General features: G+C 61.2%; 6 protein-coding genes. All 6 read left to right on the forward strand.

The genetic code is table 11. The features are described 5' to 3' along the window. Positions 1-19: 19 nt before the first annotated feature. The 6 genes from P5205_11295 to P5205_11320 all read left to right on the forward strand — a co-directional run bounded on the left by P5205_11295 (position 20) and on the right by P5205_11320 (position 13892). A complete protein-coding gene (locus P5205_11295) occupies positions 20-808 on the forward strand; it encodes a prepilin-type N-terminal cleavage/methylation domain-containing protein (GenBank protein HSA10942.1) in 789 nt (262 codons plus the stop codon). A gap of 87 nt (positions 809-895) precedes the next feature. Then, positions 896-5035, forward strand: a complete 4140-nt coding sequence (locus tag P5205_11300) for a DNRLRE domain-containing protein (protein HSA10943.1) — start codon at positions 896-898, stop codon at positions 5033-5035. A 136-nt stretch (positions 5036-5171) separates the two neighbouring features. Beyond that, on the forward strand, positions 5172-8609 hold the full coding sequence (locus P5205_11305) for an Ig-like domain-containing protein (protein ID HSA10944.1): 3438 nt from the start codon (positions 5172-5174) through the stop codon (positions 8607-8609). Positions 8610-8638: 29 nt separating this feature from the next. Further along, complete coding sequence (locus tag P5205_11310) at positions 8639-9529, forward strand: tetratricopeptide repeat protein (GenBank protein ID HSA10945.1); 891 nt, start codon at positions 8639-8641, stop codon at positions 9527-9529. A gap of 6 nt (positions 9530-9535) precedes the next feature. Continuing rightward, entirely contained in the window at positions 9536-12724 is a 3189-nt protein-coding gene (locus P5205_11315) for an Ig-like domain-containing protein (GenBank protein ID HSA10946.1), read from the forward strand. 184 nt (positions 12725-12908) lie between these two features. Then, positions 12909-13892 (forward strand): sugar-binding domain-containing protein, encoded by a 984-nt coding sequence (locus tag P5205_11320; GenBank protein HSA10947.1) that lies wholly within the window; start codon positions 12909-12911, stop codon positions 13890-13892. Positions 13893-13949: the final 57 nt, after the last annotated feature.

Consider the following 13949-nt stretch of genomic DNA (forward strand, 5'->3'; position numbering starts at 1 on the left):
GGCTAGACCATCTGAAACCATTTCAAAACCTTCTGAAACCGCGCGCGCATTTACACTGATCGAGCTTCTGGTCGTCATTGCGATCATTGCCATCCTGGCCGCGCTGCTGCTGCCGGCGCTGGCCAAGGCCAAAGACAAGGCGCACAGGGTTCAGTGCCTGAACAACCTCAAGCAGCTCGGGCTGGGGAGCACGCTCTACGCGGACGACAGCAGCGGGCATTTCTGCGGGGACACGTGGCTTCCGGCGGAGATAGGCAATGTGCCGTCTTACACAACCCGCAGCGGCTCGGATGACGACTTGAACTGGCTCTGGCCGAATTACGTCAAGAGCTTCGGGAGTTATACATGCGCGAGCACGCAGAACAAGATCCGGACCAACATGATGGTGATTGCCGATCCGAAATGGAACGGCCGGACGGTGGTGGTTGACCTGTCCAACAACGGCCGGACCCGCACCGCCAACGGCACCAGCTACGAGTGTTTCGGCAACTGGGGTGGGAGCACGACGTCTCGCGGCAAGAAGTCCGAGCGCGGGCTGGAAGGCTTTGTGTTGAAGAACTACAAGCCCGGCGGCCTCGGCACCAAGCCGGGCCCGGCCAACGTGTTCATGATCACCGACGGGGACGATGACGCGGGCGCGGGCGATTACAACAACTGGCCCGACCGGATGGACAACCACGGCAAGGACGGCCAGATATTCACGTTCCTGGACGGCCATGCCGCCTGGGTGACCCGGAAGAAGTTCATGCATGTCTGGAATCTCGCGCACGATTCCAATAATACCGAACCCGCGGAAGGCTCCTACTAACCAGCCGAAGATGCGATTAGACTTTTCCATGCCGTGCCGACAGTCAACGTTCCAGCTATTAACCAACAACAAGCAACAAACCCAAACATGAACATAAGAACACAAGCCTTAAATGCGCGCCCCGCAACGGGCGCCACCATCGGGCTCGCCTGCGGGCGGGCGTTTACCATCCTCCTGACGGTCGCGATCCTCGCGGCGTTGGGGATAACAACCAGCGCGCTGGCCGATCGCGTCGGTCACGACGTGGCGGCGGGACAGGTCCAAGTTACTGGCTTGGCCAACGCAAGCACGTTCATGACCGTCCTGGTGGGAGTGAACCAATTTGGGATAACGAACAACGGTAACATAGCGGACCACAAGATTGCGATCGGACCAACAAACCAGTTCTTGACCCCTCCGTATAGCGAAGACAACGATGTAGCCGGCGGCGTTCTGATAGGCGCTGTGGCGCAGAATGAACGGCAGGATTACACTACCAATTGCACACATACGATGTGCGTGAATCCGACCTTGAAGTCCGGGCAAGCGTATGAGATTGCCCCCGCTGCCATCCGCATCGGTTCGGCTGCCGGTGTCGCGTCGGGCGAGCAAAACGTGAATTTTGGGGCCGCCTGGTTTCCTTACAACACCTGGCTGGGCGGGTATGCGCGCAATTCGACGGGGGCGAACGGCGGCGTCAATGATACTTTTACCGGCTCATCCAGCTTGGTGCTGGGGACGCATTTCATTGATTGGAAGACGGCCTACGCGCTTAACGGGAGAGCCTATGTTGACCTAAGACCGTTCGGGATAGACTCGCGGCGTGATGGCGTGCTGCTGGTGAATCATGCCAAGAATGAGGCAAACTACGCGGTCTCTCAAGTTAACAATGCGGATGATGAGTGGGACGGCACCTGGACGATCCAAGTCCGCGACAACCGTTCGGACAACCTGGAGCAGGATCCTATCGTCTTTGTGTTTGTTCCCAAGAGCAACACCAATGTGGTTTCGGGGATGTTCACGGCTGATGCTTCGATCACCATGCACAGCGGCGCCACTCCGGCCTTTACGGTCACGAACTTCACCGACGGCCAATATCTGCTGAAGGTTCCCGGCCGGTCGCCGGACGATGGTGTGCTCATTATATCGGGCGCCTGCGGTGGTGGCTTTAATGGCGACAATGTGGTCACTTATGAACCCAATGCGGCGAGGGATGGCTGGATCATTCAAACCCGGGATCTTCCGGCCTGCAACAACGGGCAACAGATGGACGACACGGACGTGGTTTGCTCGTTCGCCTTCATCCCCGCGGAGAAGCCGGGCGTGACGGTCACGCCCAACAAGAACCTTCTGACGACTGAGGCCGGCGGAACGGCCCAGTTTACGGTCAGGGTCAACGGTTATCCCAAGCCCACTGCCGACGTGACGATCAATCTCGCCTCGAGCGACACGAGCGAAGGCACGGTGGACCTGGCGACGCTCACCTTCACCCCGGCGGAATGGGATGTGGCGAAGACGGTAACGGTGACCGGCGTGGATGATGGCGCGGTGGACGGCTCGCAGGCCTACACGATCAACCTCACCGCCACGAGCAGCACGGATCCCAACTACAACGGGCTGGTGCCGGGAAATGTCCAGGTCATCAACATTGACAACGAAGCTGGGGTGGCGCTGGACAAGACCGGCGTTACGACTGCCGAGCCCAATGGCACCGACACGTTCACGGTCTGGCTGACGGTGGCACCGACGGCGGATGTGACCTTGAGCCTCAGCTCCAGCGACACAACGGAGGCGACGGTGTCGCCCGCGAGCCTGACGTTTACACCGCTCGATTACGGCACGCCGCAGGTGGTGACGGTGACGGGCGTGGATGATTGGGTGCAGGACGGCAACATCGCCTACAGCATCGTGACCGGCGCGGCCAGCAGCGCCGACCCGGCCTACAACAACTTCGACGCGCTGGATGTGGCGGGGGTGAACCTGGACAATGACCTGGCCAAGGTGATCGTTCCCGCCAGCAAGTTCACGGTGACCGAACCGAACACAACCGCCAATATCTCCGTTGTGCTCAACAGCGAGCCGACGGCCGATGTGACGATCAACTGCGTCTCGACCGACACGACCGAGGGCACGGCCGCAGGGGTGACTTTCACGCCCCTTAACTGGAACACGCCGCAGAACATTGTGCTGACGGCCGCCGACGACCTCGTCAATGACGGCACAATCGCGTACTCGATTGCCACGACGGTAACCAGCGCCGATCCGGTCTATGCGGCGATTGATCCGGATGATGTGGCAGCGGAGACGATTGATAACGAAATACAGGTTGCCCTGCCTTCGGGCAATTTCATTTACGGCATCGGCGAGCCGGCGACGGGCATTGACGGGTACGCCACGCTGAGCGACGTGGATTCCGCCGATTACAACGGCGGCGGGCTGACAGTGACGATCACCGCCGGGGGCAACAGCAATGACCGGCTGGCTGTGCGCAATGATGGGATGGGCGTAGGCCAGATCGGCGTGTCGGGCAACAACGTCACCTATGAGGGCGCCACCATCGGCACCTGGAGCGGCGGGACGGGCACTACCCCGCTGAGCGTGACCTTCAACTCGGCCGCGGCGACTCCCGCCGCTGTGCAGGCGCTGGTTCGGGCGGTTACGTATCAGAACGTGGACGCCGGCGCCGCGCCGGGCACGCGAACGCTCTCGTTCGTGCTGGCGGATGGAGCTTCGGGGGTCAGCACGGCATCCAAGACAATCATCGTCCGGCTGATGCGCATTTACAGCTTCCAGCAGGACGCGGACGGCGGCTTTGGCCCCTATTACGGGGCGGCGGACTGCCAGACCGTCTTTGACGATCCGGACACTCCGTATCCGATGGGCCAAAACAATGGTGGCACCCGGTTGTGGATTGACTGGAATACCGCCGCCCTGCTTCCAGAAGACCAGAGCCAGTGTTTGTTGAGGTTCACGAACATCTTTGGGGCCGGACTGGGCCAGATTCCGCCCGGCGCGAAGATTGTCTTCGCGGAGCTGACGCTGAACGTGGAAGATAGCGGGCATGGCGCTCTGTTCAACCGGATGCTGGTGGATTGGGATTCGGACGGCGCCACGTGGAACTACTTCAAGGACTTATCATATCCAGGCGACCCGGGCGGTATCCAACTGGACGACACCAACGCCGTCTCACAAGTCACTGCCTTCCTGATGGATTCGGCGAACAACACGACGAGCGGGACGGGCCTGAGGACGATTGGCGTTACAACCGATATCCAGGCCTGGCAGAACGGGGCCAACAACTACGGTTGGGTCATGAGCCCGCGGACAAACGGATCGAACGGCACGGCGTATAGCCCGTGCGAGCATGCGAACATCCTTCTGCGCCCGCGTCTGCGCGTCGGCTGGGTGCCGGCCTCGGTGGCGGCCGCGTCCTTCCAGGAAGGCACCGACGGCTACACCGGGACGGTGGACACGCAGGTCCGACTGGTTGCTCCGGATACGAGCTACGCGGGGAATGCGACGCTCTCTCCGGACCCGCTGGTGAATGCCGCGCCGGTTCCTAACCCGAACCACGTCCTGCTCCGGTTCGATAACATCTTCGGCACCGGCGCCGGCAAGGTGACCCCGGGTTCGAAGGTACACGTGGCAGTGCTTGAGCTTACAAGCATCAATGCCGACGCACAGGGCGCGGGCGGGCAGTTCCACCACGTTCTGAAGCCGTGGAATGACGCTGATACGTGGAACACCTGGGTAAACGGTGTTCAGACCGACGGGGTGGAGGCGGCAGTGTCGCCGACAGTCACGATCCCGGTGGAGGGATTCGGGGTTTCCGTTCAGCCCACGAGGCACCACATCGAAATAACAGCGGATGTGCAGGCTTGGGCCAGCGGCACACTGGCCAACAACGGCTGGGCGATCATGCCGTGGGACGAAGGCAGCAACGGTTGGGCCTTCAACTCGGCCAACAACGCCACGGTGAACACGCGCCCGCTGCTCCGGGTCTATTATGATCCGGCTCCGGCGATCGTCGGGGCAGTCCACAACGGCACCAGCGTTGACCTGACCGTCAGCGGCACTGTTGGCAAGACCTACCACGTGGTGCGAACGGGCGATCTGACGGTCCCGACGGCCAGTTGGACGGTGCTGAGCGGGACGGTAACCATTGGCAGCGGGGGAACAGGGGTATTTACGGATAATTCGCTGTTGCCGGGCAATGCGAATGCGTTCTACCGAGTCCGCGAGCCATAATACCCAGCGAAGGCTGGGAATAACATGAATCAGGGCGGGACGGCGGGGACGCCGTCCCGCTTTTCGTAACGGCCCATCATCATTTTGTGATGGGCAACGAGCAGGCCGGGTCGCGCCTGGCAGAAGGCATGAGACTATGAAAGATGCAATGAGTGATTGGAGAAGCGCATTTTGCCGGGCCTTCAAGGCAGGGCGCGCGCTGCCGGGTATTCGCGGGACGCAGGGAGTTGCGCGCGCTGTCTGTCCTGCCGGGCGGGGGGGGGGGCGACGATGGAGCGCGGTGGCATTGCTGGCGATTGGGGCGGGGATCATGGCCGGCGGGCTGGTGTCGGCCCAAGCGGCGGCGAACCACGGAGTGGCGGCGGGCATGCTTAATGTGGAGCAGATCTCCGAGGTGGACTCGAATGTCGCGCTGGTAACGCTGTCGCAACAGATCGGCGCCTTTCGGCTTGGCACGGGCGGGAACCGCGGAGACTACAATGTGCGAATTGGGGCCGGCTTTGCCGCCTCGCAGGACGAATACCTGGGGGTGCTGATAAGTTCGGTGACTGAGAATGGGCGGGACAATTTTGGCACCAACGGTTATCCCGCCAGCGCAATCGAGCGGACGGGCAGCGGCGGTTACCGGATCGTGAGCTACTTGAGTCCCGGCAACGAGTACAACGTCAACGTGGCTGGTGCGTGGTTTCCTTACGATCGATACCTCGGCGGCCTGGCGCGCAACGCGGTGGCTGAGAACAACGCCACCAATGACACGTTCACCGGTTCGCCGGGCCTGGTGCTGGGGACCCATTTCAAGGGGGTGACGACCGGGAAATCCATCGTTGATCTGCGCAGCCTGGGCGTTGACTCCCGCACGGATGGGATCCTGCTGGTCAACCACGCCAAAGACGAGGACAACTACGCGCTGTCGCAGGTGAACACGGAAGACGGCACCTGGAATGTGTTCGTCCGCGATATTGGCGAAGGCACTTTTACCGACTACGAGCAGGACCCGGTGGCTTTCGTGTTCATTCCCAGGACCAACACGACCCTGATCTCGGGGCGGTTCAGGGCCAATGGCAGCATCGAGATGTTCAGCGGCGTCGGCCCGCAGTTCACCGTGACGAATCTGGGCACGGGCCAGTGGGACCTGAGAATCCCCGGCCATTCGCCAACCAACGGAATCCTGGTCATTTCGCCTGAAGGCGGCGCAAGCCTGAATGGGGACAACATCGTGAGCTATCAAGCCTATACAAACGGCTTGGGGTGGGAGATCCAGTCGCGAGACACGCCAAACAACGGCTTGCAGACGCCGACGGGCGAGCCCGTCGCTTCGTTCGTGTTTATCCCCACGCCGCCTCCGGGATTCACCGTGGCGCAGACGAACGGGTTGCTGACGACAGCCAGCGGGGGCAAGGCGAGCTTCACGGTGGCACTGCAAGCAGCTCCGACCGCCGTTGTCACCTTGAGCCTGAGTTCGAGCGATCCGGCCAAGGGCATCGTGGCGCCGGGCATGCTGATCTTCGATGCAACTGACTGGCACGAGCCGCAAACAGTGACGGTGACGGGGCAGAACGGTGCCACCGATGGCAACTACAGCGTCGTGCTTTCGCCGGCCGACAGCACCGATCCGGGTTACCAGGGCTTGGATCCGGACGACGTGCCGGTGAGTTCACTGGCCGCCCGGGCGGAGGTAGTCTGGCCGCCGAACAACGCTGCCCAGGTCAAGGCATCGCCCACGTTGCAGGCGTCCGTGACTAACAGCGGCCCGGGGAACCTGACGGTGACGTTTTACGGGCGCGAGGCCCCCACGGTGTTTCCGGGACCCGATTTTACCATCGCGGTGCTGCCGGACACGCAAATGTACACCGGGCTGCTGGGCGGGGGGTCATCGAATATGTTCATTGCGCAGACCGAGTGGGCGATCAGCAACCGGGTGGCGGGAAATGTCGCGTATGTGACCCAGCTCGGCGACATCTCGAACAACGGGGACAACCCCAACTACGTTTTCCAATGGTATAACGCGACCAACGCGATGTACCGCCTGGAAGATCCCGTGCGGACCCAGCTTCCGGACGGCATGGCCTACGGGGTGGCGGTGGGCAACCACGAGTTTTCGCCGATTGGGGATGCCGCCGTGGGCACCACCTCCAATTACAACCGGTATTTCGGGGTGTCGCACTTTGCGGGGCGGGAGTACTACGGGGGTCACTACGGGACGAACAACAACAACCACTTCGATTTCTTCAGTGCGAGCGGGCTTGATTTCCTGGTGCTTTATTTCGAATACAATACCGATCCGCCCGCAGATTTGTTTGTGTGGGCCAACGCGGTGCTGGCCACCAACGTCCACCGGCGGGCCATCGTGGTGACGCACAACTTCGGGAATACCCAGACGCCCGTGGTGTGGAGCGCTCAGGCGCACGCCATCTACGATGCGCTCAAGGGGAACACCAACCTGTTTCTGTTCCTCGGCGGCCATGTGACTGGGCAGGGCCGGCGCGAGGATACCTACAATGGCAATACCATCCGAACCCTGGTGCAGGATTTCCAGGGCTGGACCAAAGGCGGCAACGGTTTCATGCGCCTGCTCAATTTCTCTCCCAGCAACAACGTGGTGATCGCCCAGTGCTTTTCGCCCTGGACAGGGGAATACCTTACCGATGAGGACAGCGAGTTCTTCTGGCAGTACAACATGCAACCGGCTGGTCCCGGCGCCCCCATGCCGTTTGCCGCGCTGACTACCAACCAGGCGGTGGCGCCCGGCAGCGTGAGCGAATGGGTCTGGTACGGGCTGGAGACCAACAAGGCGTATGAATGGTATGTGGCCGTTACGGACGAGGCAGGGATGACAGTCGCCAGTCCTGTCTGGCGGTTTACCACCGCCCAGTCGAACACTCCGCCAGCGGCGGTGAACCTGCTCAGCACATTTGCCGGCGACGCACCAGCCAGCCTCGCGCTGCTTGCCACCGATGTGAATGGGGACGCGATTACCTTCGAGATCCAAACTCCGCCGGCATACGGGGTGATCCAGGATTTCAATCCGGCTACAGGCGCTTTGACCTACTGGCCAGCCTACGGTTTCCGCGGCACGGACCAGTTCATTTTCATAGCCAGCGATGGCCAGGCTACTAGCAGCCCTGCCAGCATCCACCTTAATGTTCTGCTTCCGCCCGATTGGAATGCAAACGGGATGCCCGATGCATGGGAGGCCGCCTACGGCGTCAGCGATCCGGACGACGACGCGGATGGGGATGGCCAGAGCAACTTGCAGGAGTGTCTGGCACACACCAATCCTACGAACGCCTTGTCGGTGCTCCAGATTACCGAGGTGTCCCAGCAGGCAAACGGACATTACAGCCTCACGTGGCCTTCGATCGGCGGCACACGCTACCGCGTGCAGTTCGGCAATGGCGAAGCCTATGGGAGTTTGCCAACCGCGCTCGCTGATGTTGTGCGGTCGCTGACTAACGAGATGGATCTCAGCCCCTATGGCGCCGGCTCCACGCAATCGTTCGTTGACGACCTCACTCTCACCGGCGGAGCGCCCACTAACCACTCCCGCTACTACCGCATCAGAGTCGTGCGATGACGTTTGGTGACTTCCACCCGGGTGCTGGAATGGACCGAAGCTCCGAGGCCCTCCCGCTATCCGGCGCATTCTGCTGGCTGGTCGTGGCTGGGGTGCTCGCCGTGGCGCTGGCCCAGCCTCAGGCCGCCCGGGCCCACGGGGAGATTCATTTGCGTATCCTGGAGTACACCCAACAAATCGAGGCGGCAACGAACAACCCGGCGGCGCTATACCTCGAGCGCGGCGAACTAAAACGCGAGCACGGCCTGTGGGAAGAGGCCGGAGCGGATTTTGACCGTGCGGCGCAGCTTGACCCAGGCCTTCCCGGCGTGGATCGTTGCCGTGCCAAACTCCTGGCTGACCGCGGCCAATTTGAGGCGGCGCGGGCAGTGTTTGACCAGGCGGTGCAACGCAGTCCCGACGATGGCGAGTGCTTTGTTGGCCGCGCCCGCCTCATGATTAAGCTCGGCCAGCGCAAAGCCGCCATTGCGGACTATTGGCGCGGACTGGAACGACTACGCGAGCCGCAACCGGAATACGTGGTGGAGCTGGCCCAGGCGCTTGCTGCCGAAGGAGACGTCGTGGAAGCCCTCCGGGCACTGGACGAAGGGATCAGGAAACACGGGCCGGTCTTGCCACTCCAAGGGTATGCCCTGGACCTCGAACTCGGGAGAAAGAACCACGAATCGGCGCTGGTCCGGCTTGAGACCATCCTCGCGCGAGCCATGCGCAAGGAAAGCTGGTTTGCGCGGCGGGGTGACATTTTGCTCGAGGCCGGGAGGATGGCGGAAGCCCGGAAATCCTACGAGGCGGCGCTGGTGGCGGTGAAGCGCTTGCCGGGGCGGCTACAGCAAAGCCCCTCCATGGTAAAACTGCAGGCGCACGTCAATACCGCCCTGGCTGAAATGGCTAACGCGCCGCCTGCCGGACAATCGGAATGAGGAAGTATGAACACTACGACAACAAACAGCAAAGCTGGAATCCAAGGCCATAATCCCGGGGATGCTGCTGCCCGGCACGGCCGGAGCGCCGACTTCCAGTCGGCTTTAACTAGCCGGAGGCCCAAGGCTTTCTCTTGTGCCTGCGAGCAGGCTAAGCCGGCTGGAAGCCGGCGTGCCTGTCTGGCCGCACATGGGCGGGCGCTGGTTCTGGTGGCGCTAAGCGGTCTCGTTTGCGCAAGATTGTCCTCGGCCCAGGCCGATAATGGAGTGGCGGCGGCCAATATCTCAGTCGTACAGCACGATCTGGAGAACACCACCAATTCCGTGACAGTAACCACTACGCTCTCGCTAAACGGTTTCAACGTGCGGGACGGTTCCAGCCTCGGCGATTACAATGTGCAGATCGGTTCCGGCAGCAGCGACGACGTTGACACCGGTGTGCTGTTGACGTCGGTGGCCGAGAACGGCCGGGATAACCTGCATTGGAACTACCCGGGGACTAATTTCTGCACGAGTGCGATGGCTTACTCGCGCAGCGGCGCCAATGCGGGCGCGTACTGGATTCCCTCGTTCAATGCGCCGACCGGGGCCGAGTACAACATCAACGTGTCGGCCGCGTTCTTTTCTTACAGCAATTGGCTCGGGGGGTTCGCTCGCAACTCAGGTGATACGAATGGCGGCGCCAACAATCTTTTCACAGGCTCGCCCGGCTTGGTTCTTGGCACTCATTTCGTGGATAATGGTAGCGGCGTCTCCACGGTGGACCTTACTAGTCTGGGCATTGATTCCCGGACAAACGGGGTGCTGCTGGTCACTTACGGGGACAACGAAGACAACTATGCGACGTCGCAGGTGAACAACGACGGCACCTGGACGGTGTATGTGAAAGACAGCGGGGCCAACGGTTCTGTCAACGAACAAGACCCCGTGGCATTTGTGTTTATTCCCGAGACCAATTTGACCGTTATTTCCGGGAGGTTCCAAGGGGACGGAACCATCCTGATGCCCGGCGGCGCGACCCCTCTCTTCACCGTCACCAACACCAGCACAGGCACCTGGCGTTTGACCATACCCGGCCATTCCCCCGCCGGCGGTGTGCTGATCCTCTCGGCCGAAGGCGGCCTCAGCCAAAACCAGGACAACATAGTCAGTTACCAGCCCGACGGCGACGGCTGGATAATCCAGTCACGTGACTTGCCTGGGAGTCCCCCCAGCCTCCAGACCCCCACTACCCAACCCGTGGCCTCCTTCGTCTTCATCCCCGCCACGGGCAGCGCCGCCCTGATCGCTCCCCCGGAAAACGCGCAGGATATGGGAGGCAGCGTCACCTTGAGTGTCGCCGTTTCCAATGTCGCGCCGGGCGATCTCTCCCTGACCTTCTACGGACACGAAGCCCCCACGCCCTATCCCGGCCCGGACTTTTGCATGGTGGTGATGCCGGATACCCAGAATTATACGGCGCAGAATAACGGCGGGACCAAGGCCATGATGATTGCCCAGACCGAATGGGCTGTTTCCAACCGGCTGTCGCGGAATGTCGCCTATGTGACCCAGCTCGGGGACATTTCAAACAACGGGGACAGTCCGTCTTACATCTCACAATGGTATAACGCGACCAACGCAATGTACCGCCTGGAGAATCCTGTGCGGACCCAGCTTAAGGATGGCGTGGCCTATGGGGTGGCGGTAGGCAACCACGAACAGAGCCCGAATGGGGATGCCACCAGCGGGACGACCAGCAACTACAACCGATACTTCGGGGTGTCGCATTTCACGGGATACGGGTATTACGCGGGCCATTACGGGACAAACAACAATAATCACTTTGATTTCTTCAGCGTCAGCGGGCTGGATTTTGTGGTGCTGTATTTCGAGTACGACACGTCGCCGCCGGCGGAAGTCCTGGCGTGGGCCAACGACGTGCTGCGCACCAACGCCCACCGGAGAGCCATCGCGGTGACGCATTACATGGGCACCGCTGCTACGCCCAGCAGTTTCAGCACCCAGGGCAAGGCCATCTACAATGCCCTCAAGACTAATGCCAACCTGTTCCTGCTGCTCGGCGGCCACGTCTGCGGCAGCACCGGCGAAGGCGAAGGCTCGCGCACGGACACCTACAATGGCAATACCATCCGCACGCTCATCTCGGATTACCAGTGCCGCACCAATGGTGGCAACGGCATCATGCGGATTATGGAGTTTTCGCCCAGCAACAACGTGGTGACCGTGCAGACCTACTCGCCCTGGACCGATGAATACGAGACGGATGAGGACAGCGAGTTCTTCTTCACCTACAACATGCAGACCGGTGGCGGAGGCTCGGACGGAACCCCTTGCGTCGCCTTGGCCACCAACACAGGGGTCGGCCCGGGCAGTGTTACGAGCATCACTTGGTCCGGCCTGCGGCATAATACGAGCTACGAATGGTACGTCGTAGTCACTGATGCCTCGGGCAACACCACCAAGGGACCAGCCTGGCACTTCACCACCGGCCCCAACAGCGCGCCGGTGGCCAACAACCAGCTCGTAACCGTGCCGGGCGATGCTCCCGCCAGTTGGAGCCTCTACACCAGCGATCCCAACGACGATCTTCTCACATTGATAATGGATACGCAGCCGGTCAATGGGGTGGTCCTGGGTTTCAACCCTACTAACCGCCTGCTGACTTACCTGCCGGCGCGCGGTTTCCGCGGGTTAGAGCGATTCAACTACCATGTAAGTGATGGCGAACTGAACAGCAAGGCTGCTACCATGAGCATAAATGTCGCATCCCCCGCCGACACTGATGCCAACGGCTTGCCCGACGCCTGGGAAGCCTACTATGGCGTCAGCGACGCGGCTGCAGACGACGACGGCGACGGCCAAAACAACCTGCAGGAATACCGGGCCAACACCAACCCCACAAATGCCACCTCGGCCCTCCGCATCCTCAGCTTTTCCGAACTGCCCGGTGGTCAGTCTTCCTGTTCGTGGTCCACCGTGGGCGGCACGCGCTACCGGGTGCAATTTGCCAATAGCGATGCTTACGGGGCCTTGCCGGCTGCATTCACCGACATTACGCGCGCTTTCACCAATGAAATAGATGCCAGCCCCTGGGGGACAGCCTCGACGCAGTCGTTCACTGACGATTTCACCCTGACTGGCGGGCCGCCTACCAACGGCGCTCGCTATTACCGCATAAGGATCTTTCCCTGATCCAGCGCAGCTTAATTCCTATGAAGACCGCCGTTTGCCTGAGTTTGATTCCGGGCGTCGGAATCTTGCAGTTGGCGGAAATCCGCGACCATGTGCGGTGACGGTCTTGATCATGCGGAGTGATGCCGCAATCCGGCAAAGACTTATTGACGGTAGGCTTGGCGACGAATATTTGTGAATTGTAATGCTGAATAGCTACTCAGACGAACAGTTGCGCCTTGCCGCCCGTCTCTATTATCTCGACGGGCTGGCACAGAGCGAAGTGGCGCGGTTCGTAAAGATTTCCCAGGCCAAAGTATCACGCTTGCTCGCGGCGGCTCGGGAGCGCGGCATCGTGCGCATTTCGGTGGCGGAATATGAGCCCCGCAACCAAGTGATCGAGCGCGCTCTCCGCAAACAATTCGGGCTTGGGACCGTAGTGGTCATCAAGACCTCCGTCGGGGCCACTAGCGCGGACGCCCGGCGTGTCGTCGGCCACTTTGCCGCCCCAGTTGTCGCTGCTCTCTTGCCACCAAAGTCTGTGGTTGCCATCGCCGGTGGACGCACTATCCGCGAACTGATTCAGCTCCTGCCGGAGGACAAGGAACGCCAATTGACCGTTGTTCAGGCTATGGGCAGCATTGATTCCTCCATCGGGCCGGAAGACGCCCTCGAGTTGGCGCGGATCTTGGCCCGGCGCAGCGGAGGCCGTTTCGAGGCTCTCAACACTCCGGCATTTGTCCCCGACCAGAAAACCCGGGATACATTTCGGATCCTCCCCCAAATCCGTTATGTTCACCAGCAGCTGACCCGGGCCAACGTCGCCATTGTCGGAGTCGGCACGCTGACGGATTCAGTCTTTGTGGCTCGCAACGTCCTTAGCCCGCACGATCTGAAGGAACTTGCTGGTGAGGGCGCGGTGGGGGAGATCTGCGGGCGATTCTATGACAAGCATGGCAAGGAGTGTGTTTCACGATGGCGTGACCGGGTTCTGAGCATTGAATTGGAGCAGCTTCGCAGAACTCCCCAGGTCATTGGCGTGGTGGCAGGAGGCGACCGCTCCGCCGCCATCGCCGCTGCCATCCGCGGGGGGTTGCTGAAGGCCCTCATTATTGACGAGCAGGCCGCCCAATATCTCTGTGGGGCGCGTCGAGCCGCGGCTCCCTCTCGTCCCGACCTTCGATCCTGATTATGAGGCTTCCTTTCGGGAGTTGCGTTCCGTATATCGTAGGCAGTGCCATCGCAG

Source organism: Candidatus Paceibacterota bacterium, assembly GCA_035452965.1.
In the GTDB taxonomy this organism is placed as follows: Bacteria; Verrucomicrobiota; Verrucomicrobiia; order Limisphaerales; family UBA8199; genus UBA8199.